This window comes from Massilia sp., assembly GCF_032106685.1.
Taxonomy (GTDB): Bacteria; Pseudomonadota; Gammaproteobacteria; order Burkholderiales; family Burkholderiaceae_D; genus Telluria.
Map to the genome: position 1 here is coordinate 110,441 of NZ_DAMCPG010000010.1, position 15,644 is coordinate 126,084.

Annotated in this window: 14 protein-coding genes and 1 pseudogene; 11 read left to right on the plus strand and 4 right to left on the minus strand. The window is 65.5% G+C overall.

The window, feature by feature from the left end; genetic code table 11:
- Positions 1 to 79 precede the first annotated feature (79 nt).
- The 3 genes from amt to RT688_RS08595 are packed head-to-tail and all read right to left on the minus strand — an operon-like array spanning position 80 to position 2,583.
- Positions 80 to 1,483: an ammonium transporter gene (gene amt, locus RT688_RS08585; protein WP_313704431.1), complete on the minus strand. Its 1,404-nt coding sequence runs from the start codon at positions 1,481 to 1,483 to the stop codon at positions 80 to 82.
- A 10-nt stretch (positions 1,484 to 1,493) separates the two neighbouring features.
- Complete coding sequence (gene glnK, locus RT688_RS08590) at positions 1,494 to 1,832, minus strand: P-II family nitrogen regulator (RefSeq protein WP_192053152.1); 339 nt, start codon at positions 1,830 to 1,832, stop codon at positions 1,494 to 1,496.
- A gap of 13 nt (positions 1,833 to 1,845) precedes the next feature.
- Positions 1,846 to 2,583 carry a TorF family putative porin gene (locus RT688_RS08595; RefSeq protein WP_313704433.1) on the minus strand — a complete coding sequence of 246 codons (738 nt, stop codon included), beginning with the start codon at positions 2,581 to 2,583 and terminating at the stop codon, positions 1,846 to 1,848.
- A gap of 418 nt (positions 2,584 to 3,001) precedes the next feature.
- On the opposite strand from RT688_RS08595, the pseudogene RT688_RS08600 reads away from it, so the two are divergent.
- From RT688_RS08600 to RT688_RS08650, 11 genes and pseudogenes are all read left to right on the plus strand, one after another.
- Positions 3,002 to 3,232: pseudogene (locus RT688_RS08600) on the plus strand (accessory factor UbiK family protein); the annotation flags it as partial.
- A gap of 154 nt (positions 3,233 to 3,386) precedes the next feature.
- Complete coding sequence (locus tag RT688_RS08605) at positions 3,387 to 5,846, plus strand: adenosylcobalamin-dependent ribonucleoside-diphosphate reductase (RefSeq protein WP_313704434.1); 2,460 nt, start codon at positions 3,387 to 3,389, stop codon at positions 5,844 to 5,846.
- 74 nt (positions 5,847 to 5,920) lie between these two features.
- Positions 5,921 to 6,835 carry a protein phosphatase 2C domain-containing protein gene (locus RT688_RS08610; RefSeq protein ID WP_313704435.1) on the plus strand — a complete coding sequence of 305 codons (915 nt, stop codon included), beginning with the start codon at positions 5,921 to 5,923 and terminating at the stop codon, positions 6,833 to 6,835.
- Positions 6,832 to 7,353, plus strand: a complete 522-nt coding sequence (locus RT688_RS08615; protein ID WP_313704436.1) for an OmpH family outer membrane protein — start codon at positions 6,832 to 6,834, stop codon at positions 7,351 to 7,353. Before RT688_RS08610 ends, RT688_RS08615 begins: the two co-directional genes overlap by 4 nt.
- A 94-nt stretch (positions 7,354 to 7,447) precedes the next feature.
- Positions 7,448 to 8,020: a DUF2239 family protein gene (locus tag RT688_RS08620; protein WP_313704437.1), complete on the plus strand. Its 573-nt coding sequence runs from the start codon at positions 7,448 to 7,450 to the stop codon at positions 8,018 to 8,020.
- Positions 8,021 to 8,176: 156 nt separating this feature from the next.
- Positions 8,177 to 8,689, plus strand: coding sequence for an adenine phosphoribosyltransferase (locus tag RT688_RS08625; protein ID WP_313704438.1), 513 nt, complete (start codon positions 8,177 to 8,179; stop codon positions 8,687 to 8,689).
- Between the two features lie 102 nt (positions 8,690 to 8,791).
- Complete coding sequence (locus tag RT688_RS08630; RefSeq protein ID WP_313704440.1) at positions 8,792 to 10,309, plus strand: YifB family Mg chelatase-like AAA ATPase; 1,518 nt, start codon at positions 8,792 to 8,794, stop codon at positions 10,307 to 10,309.
- Between the two features lie 44 nt (positions 10,310 to 10,353).
- A complete protein-coding gene (locus RT688_RS08635) occupies positions 10,354 to 10,887 on the plus strand; it encodes a hypothetical protein (protein ID WP_313704441.1) in 534 nt (177 codons plus the stop codon).
- Positions 10,887 to 11,618: an ABC transporter ATP-binding protein gene (locus RT688_RS08640; RefSeq protein WP_313704442.1), complete on the plus strand. Its 732-nt coding sequence runs from the start codon at positions 10,887 to 10,889 to the stop codon at positions 11,616 to 11,618. Before RT688_RS08635 ends, RT688_RS08640 begins: the two co-directional genes overlap by 1 nt.
- Positions 11,615 to 13,171 (plus strand): hypothetical protein, encoded by a 1,557-nt coding sequence (locus RT688_RS08645; RefSeq protein WP_313704443.1) that lies wholly within the window; start codon positions 11,615 to 11,617, stop codon positions 13,169 to 13,171. The genes RT688_RS08640 and RT688_RS08645 overlap by 4 nt, the downstream gene beginning before the upstream one ends.
- Before the next feature lie 76 nt (positions 13,172 to 13,247).
- Entirely contained in the window at positions 13,248 to 13,589 is a 342-nt protein-coding gene (locus RT688_RS08650; RefSeq protein ID WP_313704445.1) for a DUF1840 domain-containing protein, read from the plus strand.
- A gap of 206 nt (positions 13,590 to 13,795) precedes the next feature.
- Here RT688_RS08650 and RT688_RS08655 read toward each other — a convergent pair whose 3' ends face one another.
- On the minus strand, positions 13,796 to 15,271 hold the full coding sequence (locus RT688_RS08655; protein WP_313704447.1) for a hypothetical protein: 1,476 nt from the start codon (positions 15,269 to 15,271) through the stop codon (positions 13,796 to 13,798).
- Between the last annotated feature and the right edge of the window lie 373 nt (positions 15,272 to 15,644).

Below are 15,644 nucleotides of genomic sequence, written 5' to 3' on the forward strand. Positions count from 1 at the left end.
CAGCCATTTTAAAGGCCGCCGGGCCCGCACGCAAAAAAGGCGTCCCGCAGGACGCCCTTTCGCTACCGGCTCGCGGCTATCAGGAATGGTACGCCCTTTCGCCGTGGCTGGTAAGGTCCAGGCCCTCGCGTTCCTGCTCTTCGGTCACGCGCAGGCCGATCGCCAGGTCGACCAGCTTGAAGGCGACATAGGCAACCACGGCCGACCAGATGATCGTCACGCCGACCGCTTCGAGCTGCACCCACAGCTGGTGGGCGATCGAGTACGGCTCGCTCGAGGCCTTGTTGGCGACGTAGTCCCAGACGCCCTGGCCGCCCAGTTCGGGAGAAGCGAACACGCCGGTCAGCAGGGCGCCGACGATGCCGCCGACACCATGCACGCCGAACACGTCGAGCGAATCGTCGACGCGCAGCATGCGCTTCAGGCCGTTCACGCCCCACAGGCAGACCAGGCCGCCGACCAGGCCGATGACCAGCGCGCCCATCGGGCCGACGAAACCGGCGGCCGGGGTGATCGCCACCAGGCCCGAGACCGCGCCCGAGGCGCCGCCCAGCATCGAGGGCTTGCCCTTGGTGGCCCACTCGCCGAAGGTCCAGGCGACGGTGGCGGCGGCGGTGGCCAGCAGGGTATTGATGAAGGCCAGGGCGGCGACGTCGCCCGCTTCCAGCGCCGAGCCGGCGTTGAAGCCGAACCAGCCGACCCACAGCAGCGAGGCGCCGATCATGGTCATGGTCATCGAGTGCGGGGCCATCGATTCGCGGCCGTAGCCGACGCGCTTGCCGATCACGTAGGCGCCGACCAGGCCGGCCACCGCCGCGTTGATGTGGACCACGGTGCCGCCGGCGAAGTCGAGCGCGCCCTGCTGCCACAGCCAGCCGGCGTCCGCCGTGACGCTGGCCAGCGAGGCGGCGTCGGTGATGGCGTCGGGACCGGCCCAGAACCAGACCATGTGCGCGATCGGCAGGTAGCCGAAGGTGAACCAGATCACGACGAACAGCAGCACCGCGGCAAAGCGCGCGCGCTCGGCAAAGGCGCCGACGATCAGGCCGCAGGTGATGGCGGCAAAGGTGCCCTGAAAGGCGACGAAGATGAATTCGGGGATCATCGTCTCCTTGCTGAAGGTCGCCGCCATGCTGAACACGCCGCTGGCCGGATCGTAGATGCCGTTCAGGAAGGCGCGGTCGAAGCCGCCGATGAAGGGGCTGCCGCTGGTAAAGGCCAGCGAGTAGCCGTACAGGCACCACAGCACGATGATCAGCGAGAAGATCATGAACACCTGCAGCAGCACCGACAGCATGTTCTTGGCGCGCACCAGGCCGCCGTAGAACAGCGCCAGGCCCGGGATCGACATCATGATCACCAAGAGCGTGGCGACGAACATCCAGGCGGTGTCGCCCTTGTTGATGGAGGGCGCGGCCATGGCCGGCAGGGCCAGGCCCAGTCCCAGCGCGGCGCCGAGGATTTTGCTCGTTATTGATTTCATGGGGATCCCCTCAGAGTGCGTCGTTGCCGGTCTCGCCGGTACGGATACGGATGACCTGGTTCAGGTCGGAAACGAAGATCTTGCCGTCGCCGATCTTGCCGGTGCGGGCGGCCCCCTGGATGGCGTCGATCACCTGGTCGATCACGGCATCGTCGACGGCCGCTTCGATCTTGATTTTCGGCAGGAAGTCGACCACGTACTCGGCGCCGCGGTAGAGCTCGGTGTGGCCCTTCTGGCGGCCGAAGCCTTTCACTTCGGTCACCGTCATGCCCTGCACGTTGATCTCGGACAGGGCCTCGCGCACTTCGTCGAGCTTGAAGGGCTTGATGATGGCGGTAATGAGTTTCATGGTGTTGCCTCTTTCAGAAAGTTTTTGATACGGAAAACACGGCCGCCGATTTGCCGAGGTTCTTGCCGCGCGGGCTCAGGTAGGCGTCGGTGTTCGCCTTGACCCAGGCCAGCGAGGCGGTGGCGACGCCGAAGTCGTAGCTCAGGCCCACCTTGTAGTCGTTGTACGAGTAAGCGCCGTTGTTCTTCACCCGCTGGCGACCCGCGTGCAGGTTCAGCACCAGCTTGTCGGCGACTTCGACGTTGGCGCCGATGTCGAGGTAGCCGCTGCCCTTGCTGTCGGCGGTGCCGAACAGGTTGCTGGTCGCGTGCGAGTACTTGACGTAGGCCGGGCCGTAGCCGAGCTGGCCGTAGAGCTCGAAGGTGTTGGCGTTGGTCGGCAGGCCGTTCGACGGATACACGTAGTACAGGCCGCCGACGTCGTAGCTGATGGCGTCGGTGAGCTGGCCGCGCTTGCCGGCATACAGGTCGACCTCGACGTTCGCATCGCCGCCGGCATCGTCGATCCACTTGATGGTCGAGAGCCAGGTGCCTGCGTAGAAACCGCTCGGCGTGTGGGTGTAGTCGGCGCCGCCCTGCAGGGCCGGCTCGAAGCGCGTCTGCGCCAGGCCGCGGTAGCGGTATTCGCTGGTGAGCGCCGCGTTGTAGCTCACCTGGTGCTCGGGCGCCGGCGCTTCCTGGGCCCGGGCCAGGCTGCTGCCTGCTGCCATCAGCGTGAACGCCGCCGCGCTTGCTGCCATCCTGCTTTTCATGACGATTCCCCTGTTATTGGAACAATGAGTTCGATGCGGTTTACAATCTGTGCGTCATTCGGCTTACCTTTCCTTTAGCAGAATGCGTGCCAGCTTAAGATGACACCCGTGTGCTTGATTTTTCATACAGGTGCCACACTTTGGTTGAATAAGAGCCTGTCTCAGTAGACGGGGGGAAGCTCATGGCGATTGCATGGCAAACGTGGGCAAGGCGCGAGGAGGCCGCGTGGCGAGCCACGCAACGACGAACAACGCCGCCCACGCTTGCCAGGCGCGTCAGGAGCGACTCCTGACTACTGGGATAGGCTCTAAGTACAAACCGGTGCGTGCCCGTCGCAGCCGCGTCATGGCGCACCAAAGCAGGCCAGCGCACATCATTTCGCACCAGCGTGGTGCAACGGCCGGAACACTAGGACAGATGGACATGAACAACTTCTTCAACGACTTGCAGGGCAAAATTAACCAGGCAATCGAAAGCTCGCCCGCCAAGGACATCGAACGCAACGTCAAGGCGATGATGACCCAGGGCTTTTCCAAGCTCGACCTGGTGACGCGCGAGGAATTCGATATCCAGGCCCAGGTGCTGGCCAAGACCCGCGCCAAGCTCGAGGCGCTCGAACTGCGCGTGGCCGAGCTGGAGGCGCGCCTGACGGGGCAGCCCGCGGCGGCGGCAACGTCGGCGGCCAAGGCGGCTCCGGCAGCCGACGCCCCGCTCGCCGGCGCCACCGACCCGGCCGCGCCGCACGTCATCATCGACAAGCCGTAAAGCCGGCGGCGGCATTCGGGCACGGGAGACGCGGACCATGAATGCAGCCGACCAGTTATCGACAGCGCTCCCGCCGCAGGAAGTCTCGCTCGACGTCCTGCGCGAGAAATATGCGAAAGGCGACGAGACCTCGATCGCCGACGTGCGCCGGCGCGTGGCCACGGCGCTGGCCGCGCTGGAAGCGCCCGAGCGGCGCGCCGGATTCGCCGAGCGCTTCCTGTGGGCCCAGGAACAGGGCTTCATTCCCGGCGGACGCATCAACTCCGCCGCCGGCCTGGACATCAAGGCCACCCTCATCAACTGTTTCGTGCAGCCGGTCGGCGACTCGGTCACGGGGTTCGAGGACGGCCTGCCCGGCATCTATACCGCGCTGGCGGAAGCGGCCGAGACCATGCGGCGCGGCGGCGGCGTCGGCTACGACTTCAGCGCGATCCGTCCCTTCGGCAGCCTGGTGCGCGGCACCCGCTCGCGGGCGTCGGGGCCGGTGTCGTACATGGAACTGTTCGACGCCTCCTGCAGGACGGTGGAGTCGGCCGGCGCCCGGCGCGGCGCCCAGATGGGCGTGCTGCGCATCGACCATCCCGACATCGAACGCTTCATCGCCGCCAAGGACCTGGGCGGCCTGTCGAACTTCAACATCTCGGTCGGCGTGAGCGACGCCTTCATGCGCGCGCTCGAAGCCGATGCGCCGTTCGCGCTGGTGCACCGCGCCGAGCCCGGCGAGGATGCCGTCGCGCGCGGCGCGTACCGGCGCGAGGATGGCCTGTGGGTGTACCGGGAAGTGCCGGCGCGCGCGCTGTGGGAAAAGATCATGTTGTCCACCTACGACCACGCCGAGCCGGGCGTGCTGTTCGTCGACCGCATGAACGAGGAAAACAATCTCTGGTATGCCGAGGAACTGCGCGCCACCAATCCCTGCGGCGAGCAACCCCTGCCCGCCTACGGCTGCTGCGACCTGGGTTCGCTGAACCTCACCTGCTTCGTCGAGGATGCGTTCGAACCCACGGCCCGTTTCGACTTCGAGCGCATGCGCGAGGTCGCCGCGGTGGCGGTGCGCATGCTCGACCTGGTGCTCGACGCCACCGAGTGGCCGCTGCCGCAGCAGGCCGCCGAGGCGCGCGCCAAGCGCCGCATCGGCCTGGGCTTCCTGGGCCTGGGCAGCGCGCTGGTCATGCTCGGCCTGCGCTACGACACCCACGAGGGCCGGGCCCTGGCCGCGCGCATCGCCGAAGCACTGCGCGACGCCGCCTATGCCGCCTCCTGCGAACTGGCGCGCGAAAAAGGCGCCTTCCCGCTGTTCGAGGCCACGCGCTACCTCGAAGGCCGCTTCGTTGCGCGCCTGCCCGCAGCGCTGCGCGACGCAATCCGTGTGCACGGCATCCGCAACTCGCACCTGCTGTCGATCGCTCCCACCGGCACCATCGCGCTGGCCTTCGCCGACAACGCCTCGAACGGCATCGAGCCGCCCTATTCCTGGACCTACCAGCGCAAGAAGCGCATGCCCGACAACAGCATGCGCAGCTACCAGGTCGAGGACCACGCCTGGCGCCTGTACCGGCGCCGCCAGCCCGATCCTGACGCCGCGCTGCCGCCGCAGTTCGTCACCGCGCTGGAGATGAGCGCCGACGACCACCTGCGCATGCTCGAAGCGGTGCAGCCTTTCGTCGACACCGCGATCTCGAAGACGGTCAACGTGCCGGCCGATTATCCCTACGAGGACTTTCGCGACCTGTACAGCGAAGCCTGGCGCGCCGGCCTGAAGGGGCTGGCCACCTACCGGCCCAACACGGTGGTCGGCCAGGTGCTGGGCGCGGCGCCGCAGGCGGAAGCCTCGTTGCCCGACGAGGACCCGCTGCGCAAGCGCTTCGAAAACCGCCCGCTCGGCGAACTCGAATCGGTCACCTCGAAAGTCGACTATTCGACCCAGGAAGGCCGCAAGACCTTCTACCTGACGGTGAGTTTCATCCGCGTCGAGGGCGTGAACGAGGGCCGGCCGGTCGTCATCGAGCGCCCCTTCGAATTCTTCATGCCGGCCGGCCAGCGCACCGACGGCCAACAGTGGATCACTTCCTCGATGCGCCTGCTGTCGATGCTGGCGCGCGCCGGCGGTCCGATCGCCAAGGCGCTGGCCGACATGCGCGACGTGGTCTGGGAAAAAGGCCCGGTACGCTGCGGCACGCTGACGCGCGAGGACGGCGTCGAGGTACCGGTGTTCCACGACTCGGAAGCGGCGGCGGTCGGCTTCATGCTGCAGCGTCTGTTGGTCCGCCGCGGCTTCCTGGACGCCCAGGGCAACCAGGTGCCGGTGGCGCAGCTGGCGCGCCAGCTGGCGGCGCGCGGCGAGGCGCCGGTCTCCGCGGCGCCGGCGGCATCGGCGGCCGCGCCGTCGTTCTCGGCCTCGGCCGGCAAATGCCCGGAATGCGGCGCGCGCGCCCTGCGCAAGCTCGACGGCTGCACCCGTTGCGACAACTGCCAGTATGTGGGGGAATGTGGCTGAGATACCGGGATAACGTTCAGACAAGCCCTTGCAGTGATACCATCATGCAATCGGCAGCCCACCTGAACGACTGAATGACGATCGAGCGAATTTCCTGCGCACCTGGCGACAGCAACAACGAAGATCTCGTGGCCGTGTTCGAGACCGACGGCCTGCTCGACCTGCTCGTGGTCGACGGCGCAACCTCGGTGGCCGACCGCGATTACGCCGACGCGGACAACGGCGACGTCGCCTGGTTCGTCCAGTCCTTTGCCGCCGAACTCGGCAAGACCATCGACGCGGCGCGCGCCCAGGGCGACAGCCTGCGCCTGGCCATCGATGCCGTGCGCCGCGCGTATGCCGAGCGGACGGCCGGCCACGAGGTGCCGCTATATGCGCAACCACTGGCCGCGCTGACCTGGATCCGTATCCGCCACCGGCCGGAGGCGCTCGACCTTTCCCTGTACTGCCTGGGCGACTGCAAGGCCCTGGCGATCGATGGCGCGGGCGTCGTCACCGACCTCGACCCTTACGAGAATCCTTTCGAGACGGTGGTGCAGGACGCCGTCACCCAGCTCGCCGCGCAAGGCGTGCTCGACCCCGGTCAACGGTTCCAGCGCCTGCTGCCGCTGCTGCGCGAGCGGCGCGAGGTCCAGCACGCGGCCCCGGCGCCCGCCGCCCTGTGCCTGGCGCCGCAAGGCGAATTCAGCGCCCGCGAAATCGCCCTGCGGCTGGCGCCGGACAGCGCCGTGCTGGCGATGAGCGATGGTTTCTACCGGCTGGTCGATCCCTACGGTTTGATGAGCTGGGACGAACTGGCGAGACGCTGCCGGGTCGAAGGGCTGGCAAGCCTGATGCGCGAATTGCGCGCCTTCGAAACGGCGCGCGCGGGCGCCGCCGCTCCGGCGGTGAAGAATGCGGACGACGCCTCCGCCATCCTGTGGACGCCCCCGTCGTCCAGGCACGACCAGCGCGGCCCGACGGCGCCGACAGCAGAGGACCAACCGTGAACGCACCCCTGAAACACTTCGCCACCGGCTGCCTGTGCCTGGCCCTGGCCGGCCTGGCTGCCCCGCTGGCGGCGCAGGAAACCCGGCGCGAACCGCGCATCGTCGTCGTCAACGTCGAGCGCCTGTTGACCGAATCGGCGCATGCCAAGGCCATCGCGGCGCACATCGAGGCGGACTTCGCGCCGCGCAGGCAGCGGATCCAGCTCGACGTGCGGCGCCTGCGCGAGCTGTCCGACAAGCTCCAGCACGACGCATCGGCGCTGAACGAGCGCGAACACCTCATGCGTGCGCGCGAAGTCGGCGAACTCGAACGCAGCGTCAGGCGCGAACAGGCGAAGCTGAAGGAAGACCTGCTCGAGCGCAGGATGAAGGAACATAAACGGATGGCGGCGCGCATCAACGAGGTCATCGCGACGGTCCGCGAGCAGCAAGGCGCCGAGCTGGTGCTGACCAGGACCGTCTGGCACCGGTCAGCCATCGATATCACGGACAAGGTCGCGAGTATGCTCGACCGATAATTTTACCCGGGCTTTATTGCATTGCGCTTTTTATCCGGGTAATATCCATGGCATGCGCGTAGCCGCGCGCTTCTTTCATGGATCGGAAAAAATCATGCTGCCTGACCATTGCATCGCATTCGCCGGCACCACGCTGCTGGCCAAGGGGCCCTTGCTCGACGTCGTACGCGCCGTGAAGCGGGCGCTGGACAGCGGGATCGACCAATCGATCGCGGTCCTCGACCTCGCGTCGAGCCGCCCGGTCGAGATCAATTTCATCGGCACCGAGGAAGAGGTGCTGCAGCGCATCCCGCGTGCGCAGCCGCGCGCGGCCGGGCGTCCGAAGCTGGGCGTGGTGGCGCGCGAAGTGACGCTGCTGCCGCGCCACTGGGAATGGCTGTCGGCGCAGCCGGGCGGCGCCTCGGTCGCGCTGAGGAAACTGGTGGAGCTGGCTTCGCGCGATGCGCGCCAGGCCGACGCGATGCGCGAAGCGCGCGATGCGGCCTACCGCTTCATGCACGAGCTGGCCGGCGATGCGCCGGGCTTCGAGGAAGCCTCGCGTGCGCTGTTCGCCGGCGACGCCGCGCGCCTGGAACAGATCGTGGCGGACTGGCCGGCGGACGTGCGCGCGCACCTGCTCGCGCTGGCGCAGCCGGCCTTCGCGCCGGCGGGCGAGGCGCAAGGCTGAGCTTCGTTCCTGTCGACATACCCGAAGGCGGCGTCATCGACGTGGAAACATTGTCCTGACGCCGCCCCTGATGCCCCAAAGCCGCGCCGTCTTTGCACGAAGCGGCGATAATCGTCGTACACTCACGCGCTTTACTCACACGGGCACCTAGCTTCCATGACCGATTTCGACAGCATTCCGCTGGAATTCTTTCAGGATTACCCTGAACCGGGCGTCAATTTCATCGATGTCGGCTGCATTTTCGACAACCCGGAGCATTGGCGCATCGCCATCGACACCTTGCACGCGCAGACCGACGATTTGCACTTCGACTTCATCCTGGCCATGGATGCGCGTGGGTTCATGATCGCCGGCGCCCTCGCCCTCGAGCACAAGGTCGGCTTCGCCATGGCGCGCAAGGCGGGCAAACTGCCCGGCGAGGCCATCAGCATCGACTACAAGCGCGAATACGGGAGCGCAACCATCGAGATCCAGCCGCAACGCATCAAGGGCCAGCGCGTGCTGATCGTCGACGATGTGCTGGCCACCGGCGGCACCATCGAGGCGGCGGCGGCCCTGCTGCGCCGGCTCGGAAAAGAAGTGGTCGGCGCGGCGGCGCTGTTCGATATCGCGTTTTTCAAGGACAAGCGCGTCCTGACCATGCCTGTGGTGACCCTGCGCGACGTCTGAGTCGACCTTCAGGCACGGCACACAGCAAGGCTTGGGTGCGCTCAACAAGCGATTTTCCAAGCGGTGCGACCATCCTGCGAGTCCTCACTCGCCAGGAATCCCATGAGCCTTGCCGTCTTACGCAGCCGCGCCCTTGCCGGCATGGAAGCGCTGCCCGTCAGCGTCGAAGTGCACCTGGCGAACGGCCTCCCCAGTTTCACCATCGTCGGCCTGCCGGACGCCGAAGTGCGCGAAGCCAAGGACCGGGTGCGCGCGGCCTTGCAGAACGTCGGCTTCGATATCCCCGCGCGGCGCATCACGATCAACCTGGCGCCGGCCGACCTGCCGAAAGAATCGGGGCGTTTCGATTTGCCGATGGCCTTGGGCATCCTGGCCGCGTCCGGCCAGATCCCGTCGAAGGAACTCGACAAGTATGAATTCGCCGGCGAATTGTCGCTGTCGGGCCAGCTGCGGCCAGTGCGCGGCGCGCTCGCCATGACCTTCGCGATTCAACGCAGCGGCGCCGGCGGCGGGCGCGCCTTCATCCTCCCGCAGGCCAATGCCGACGAGGCCGCGCTCGTCACCGATGCCCGCGTCTACCCCGCCGACACGCTGCTGCAGGTGTGCGCCCACTTCGCGGCCAGCGAAGAGAATGCGCGGCTGCCGCGCTACAGCAGGGAGGCGCCGGTACAGGCGCCGCGCTATCCCGACTTTTCCGACGTCAAGGGACAACTGCACGTGAAGCGGGCGCTCGAGATCGCCGCCGCCGGCAGCCATTCGCTCCTGCTGGTCGGCCCGCCGGGCGCCGGCAAGAGCATGCTGGCCTCGCGCTTTCCCGGCCTGCTGCCGCCGATGACGGACGAGGAGGCGCTGGAAGCGGCGGCGGTGCATTCGCTGACTGGCCGCTTTTCCGCCGAGCAGTGGCGTGCCCGGCCGTTTCGCAGCCCGCACCACACCAGCTCGGGCGTGGCCCTGGTTGGCGGCGGCAACGTGCCGCGTCCCGGCGAGGTCTCGCTGGCGCACTGCGGCGTTTTATTTTTGGACGAACTACCCGAATTCGACCGCAAGGTACTGGAAGTGCTGCGCCAGCCGCTGGAATCCGGCCGCATCACCATCTCCCGCGCCGCGCACCAGGCCGACTTCCCGGCGCGCTTCCAGCTGGTGGCGGCAATGAATCCCTGCCCCTGCGGCTGGCATGGCCATCCGTCCGGCAAGTGCCATTGCACGAACGAAGCGGCGCAGCGCTACCAGGACCGTATTTCCGGCCCGCTGCTCGACCGCATCGACATGCAGATCGAGGTCAGCGCCATGGCGCCGGAAGCGATGAGCGCCCAGGCCGACGGCGAAAGCACGGCGGACATCGCCGCGCGCGTGGCCGGCGCGCATGCGCTCCAGATCGAACGCCAGGGCAAGCCGAACCAGCGCCTGACAACCCACGAGATCGACCGCTACTGCGCGCTCGACCGGGCCGGCGAGCGCACGCTGCGCGCCGCGATGGCGCACATGCACTGGTCGGCGCGGGCCTATCATCGGGTACTGAAGGTGGCGCGCACGATCGCCGACCTGGCGGCGTCCCCGGCCATCGGGCCGACGCACATGGCCGAGGCCGTCCAGTACCGGCGCGGGCTGCGCGAAAGATAATTTCGCCGGTAGCCCTGGCAGCGCCGCTTTGCTACCATCGGGACATGCGAAAAATTAAACTTACCGCAACACTCGTACTCGCCGCGGCGCTGCTGGGCGGCTGCAACCCGACCTACAACTGGCGCGACTACCGCAGCCCGGACGCGCCCTACCAGGTCATGTTCCCGGCCAAGCCGGCGACCCATACCCGCAGCGTCGACCTGAACGGCATGAAGGTCGAGATGACCATGACGGCCGCCGAGGTCGAAGGCGTGATGTTCGCGGTGGGCACGGGCGTGGCGCCGGATGCGGCGCAGGCGCAGGCAGCGGTCGACGCGATGCGTACCGCGATGCTGCGCAATATCGGCGCGACCGTGGAGCGCGAAAGTGCCAGCGCCGCCAGCAGCGGCTCGCCCGACAGCGCGCGCAAGAGCGTCGACGTCGACGCGACCGGCACCGGCAATGGCGGGCCGATGAAGCTGAGCGGCCATTTCGAGTCGCGCGGCAAGCGCTTCTATCAAGTCATCGTGCTGGGCAAGGAAAAGGACGTGGCGCCCGAGCAGTCCGAGCAGTTCATGAAGTCGTTCACGCTGCTGTGATGCCGAACGCGCCCGCCCTCGTCCTGAGCAAGCTTTATAAAGCCTTCGGCCGCCCCGCCGTCGATGGCCTGGACCTGTCGGTACGGCGCGGTGAGCTCTACGCCCTGCTCGGCCCGAATGGCGCCGGCAAAACCACGACGCTGCGCCTGGTGGCGGGACTGCTGGCGCCGGATGCCGGCCGCATCGCGGTGAACGGGATCGACCTGGCGCGCGACCCGGCCGGGGCGAAGCGCACCATGGCCTATTTGCCCGACGACCCGATGTTGTACGGGAAATTGAAGCCTACCGAATACCTGGAATTCGTCGCCGGCCTGTGGGGTGTCGCCGCCGCCGCCGCCGAGCCGCGCGCACGCCGCCTGCTTGACTGGCTGGATCTCACCCAGCACGCGCATGAACTGACCGAAGGTTTTTCGCGCGGGATGAAGCAGAAGCTCGCGCTGGCCGGCGCACTGATCCATGACCCGCAATTGCTGATCCTGGACGAGCCGCTGACCGGGCTGGACGCCGGCGCGGCGCGCCAGGTCAAGGACTTGCTGCAATCGCATGTCGCCGGTGGCGGCACGGTGATCCTGACCACCCATATCCTCGAAGTGGCCGAGCGCATGGCCCAACGCATCGGGATCATCCAGCACGGCCGCCTGATCGCCGAAGGCACGCTCGACGAATTGCGCGAGCGCACGACCGCCCAGACGCTCGAGGACATGTTCCTGCAATTGACGGGGCAGGCGTGAACCTGCGTCCCGGCAGCGCGCCGTGGCTGCTGCGGCACGAGCTGCGCCTGTTCTGGTACGCGGCGCTGTCTTCCCCCAAGCCAGGGGAGCCGCGTGGTTTCCATTGGAAGCTGGTAGCGGTGCTCCTGGTGTTGTGGCTGCTCCTGCACCTGGGCGCCTATGTCGTCCTGAAACGCGTGGCGCCGGGCGCGGGTCCGGTACCGCAGGAACTGGTGGTTGCCGCCAGCGCGATCCTGATAGCAACCTTTCTCTTCATGCTGTCGAGCGCGCTCAAGTCCAGCGTCCAGGTCCTGTTCGACCGCGGCGACATGGACCTGCTGCTGTCGTCGCCCCTGCCCTCGCGCAGCATCTTCACGGCCCGCCTCGCCGGCATCGTGCTCGGCGTTTCCGCCATTTACCTCTTCTTCCTGACGCCGCTGGCCCATGCGGGCGTCCTGCTCGGGCAATGGCGCTGGCTGGCGGCCTATCCGGTCCTGCTGGGCATGGCCACGCTGGCGGCGTCGGCCGCCATGCTGCTGACGCTGGGACTGGTGCGCTGGCTGGGCGCCCGCCGTACGCGGGTAGTGGCGCAGGTGCTTGGCGCGCTCGCTGGCGCCTTGCTGTTCATCTTGTCGCAGTTGCCGAACATGCTGGGCATGGGCAGGTCGGAGCAGGACCGCAGTTTTGCGCGCATTCTCGCTTCAAGAGGCGGGATCGACGCGGAGAGCCCGCTATGGCTACCCGGACGGGCGGCGCTGGGCGACCCGCTGGCCGTTGCCCTCATGGCCTTGCTGGCGCTGCTGGCCTTCGGCGCCACGGTCGCCCTGACGCACCGCAGCTTCACGCGCGGCCTGCAATTGGCCGCCGGCAGCGCCCGCACGCCGCGGCGGCCGGCCGGCGCACTGCGCTTTCGATTCGGGAGCAGCCTGTTCGCCGTTGTGCTCAGGAAGGAGTGGCGGCTCATCTTGCGCGACCCGCAGCTGATTTCCCAGGTATTGCTGAATCTGCTCTACCTGCTGCCGATCTGTTTTCTCGTCTTCAAGGACGATGGCGCGCGGCCGAGCGCGATTGGCGCCGGCCTGACGATGCTGTCGGGCTCCCTCTGCGCGGCATTGGCATGGATCGTCCTGCAGGCCGAGGATGCGCCCGACTTGCTCCAGTCCGCTCCCGCGTCGGCGGACACGGTGCGCAATGCCAAACTGTTCGCGGCGATCGCACCGGTACTGGCCCTGGTGGGCTTGCCCGTGCTGTGGCTCGCGTGGAGCCGGCCGCTCGCCGGCGGCCTGGCCGCGTTCACGATCTGCGGCATCAGCCTGGGAACGGCGTTGATCGTGATGTGGGCGGGCAAGCCCGGCAACCGCGACAAGTTCAGTTCGCGCGGCCAGCGCAACGGCATGGCCATCGTCCTCGAACTGAGCCATTTGCTGGGATGGGGTGCGCTCGCCTTTCTCTTGCCGCTGGCGGCCGGCATGGCGCAAGTGCGCGCCAGCATGATGCTGGGAATTGCCGCCGCCGCGACGATCGCGCTGGCCATGCCCGGCCTGGCCTACGTGCTCCGGCATCGTGCGCGCTAGCGGACGCACGCGGGATGACCCATAATGGGCACTCGTGTTATCGTTTAGTCACGACACACACAATACGAGTAGACCTATGTTAATCACTTTCAAAAGCAAAGCGTACCCTGAAGTCATGATGTATCAGGAGCATGCCAAGCGCATCCTCGACCTGCTCAACAAGGAGCCGGAGATGGGTGTCATCACCTCCGAGGAAGCCGGTCGCGCCGTCCAGTTGCTGGAACACGAAATCGACGAAAGCCGCAAGCATCCTTCCAGCGACGAAGTGGAGCAGGATATCAAGGCCCATAGCGGTGACGAGGAAGATCCGGATCACGAGCAGAAGGAAGTCGTCAGCTTCGCTACCCGCGCCTATCCGATGCTGGAAATGCTGCGCGCGGCACGCGACCAGCACTGCGATATCCTCTGGGGCGTTTAAACCTGTCGAACCGCCGACAACTTCGGCAAGGACGATTGCCCGAGCGTTCCGGGTTCCGGCGGCTAACGGCCGCCACCGCGTCAGTCATCACTCATGTCCATGCGTATATCTGAAAAGCCGCTCTTCGTAACGAGCGGCTTTTTGTCGAGGTACCTGGCCAGCAGTGCTGGCATAAATGCTGCTGGAACCAGGGCCGGAACACGGACTCAGCGAAGCTCATCCTCTTTAACGATGGTGATACCGGCAGTAACGCAAGCGGCCGTTGCCAGGCACCCCGGCACAATGAATGGCGGAATGGTCACGGCTTTATACCAAGCGCTCTGTCCTATGCTTTGGAAAGCATCCATACTCCAGCCAATAAACGGATCATGTAATTCCGCGAGGTGCTTTAAAGGCGGAAATCCATTCGCCAGTTGAAAATACCAGCACTGATCGCCTGTCGGACAGCCCGCACCAGCGACGCCAACCAGGGAGTCCGGGTTACCGTATGCGTCCAGGATCAGTGTACCGGTATAGGCTAGACCTGCGCCTTTGAGCCCCGTAAGCAAGGCCTGTCCGACATTCTGCCCCTGGATCAGGCCGGAATTGAATCCGCCGAACCCGGCTGCGAAAGCAGCGTGTTCCGCCGTACCGGAAACGAGACCGATATATTCGCCGATGCCGCCGCCGATGATGGTCCACCCCACCGTGATCCCAACCATCACCAATTTTTCGTACCACGAGTCCGGGCGCACCGGGATTTCGAACAGCGAACCAACAGCGGTGGGATCAGTGGGTTCCGAGAATATCGTGATATCGAGAGTTGCATACCCTCCTGGCGAGGCAAAGGTAAGAGGCCCGGTACCGCAAGACCAATTCGGAGGATTACATCCTTTCAGCCTGTCGATACTATTGTAGAAAAGATTCTGTGTGTCCTGGTGAAGCTGGAAGTTATAGTCCGGTTGGGTGACATCGGAAATCCGGACCATATAGTCATAAAATTCATTCAACTGCGCCTGCGTATAGGCGTGAAGCGGGTAATTCTTATAGTACGGATAGCGGACGTCGTAACGTACCTCTGCGGTCAACGGCGTAATGCCGCCAAAAGTCGCACTGTTAATACTATCCAGCCTGGTGTCGTACCAGGCGACATACTGAGGAATATTGTTGCCATCTCGAAAAACGATCATCGCCGTATCGGGACGTGCCTGGCTGTCGATCGTAGCGCTGAAGTTGCACACCCCTTTGAAACCCAAGCCGCTCGAGGCGGCGAACAACAACACGCTTTTTTTCCACTGCTCCCAACGCGGACCTGTCTGTTTGCCACATTTCCATGAAGGATCCAGCAAGGTACTCCAATCCGCAGTACCCGATCCGGGCAGCGTGCTGGACGGTACGATAACGTTTCCCGCACCGGGAAGAAAGCTGCCGTTTGCGTATGCTGCCTCGGGAGCTGAGGTACTTGAAGAGGTCACGCCAGGCGCGGGATCAGCCAAGGCTGGTTCTGCCTTTGCCGAAGCTGCGGCATTACTTAGTAAAACAAATCCTGTAATAAACGAGAGAAAAAAACGATTTATTGCGGTGGAGCATTTTCCGATTGTTTCCACAACGTCCTCCCCTGGATTGATGATTTGTTTGTAAAGCAGCTGCTTACAATACACAGGTTTGAACTCATCAACAACGATGGGACGAATTATATGCAAGCCGCGTATTTGTCCGTTTTACTAACCACCGCCGAACCTGATATCTTGAAAACGAAACATCCTCGATAACGTAGATATGCCTTTCCCATAATTTTTGGCAAAGGAACCGAAGGACGAATCAGCAGGAGGGAGCCGGCGCGACAAAAGAATTCCGGCGTAATGCGAGGTTCAAGAGACTATGCACGGTCCATGGTTGACGGGCCTGGCTGGTGCGTCGCCAGCGTGCAGTCTGCATGCCCCTAGGCAGGATGACCTCACCCGGGCTCACCGGTCGAGCCGCCGCGGCCTGAAGAGTATGGAGAAGCGACGAAAACGAACACCTGAAACGCAAAAAACCCCGCAGAGATCACTCTGCGGGGTTTTGCTTATAACT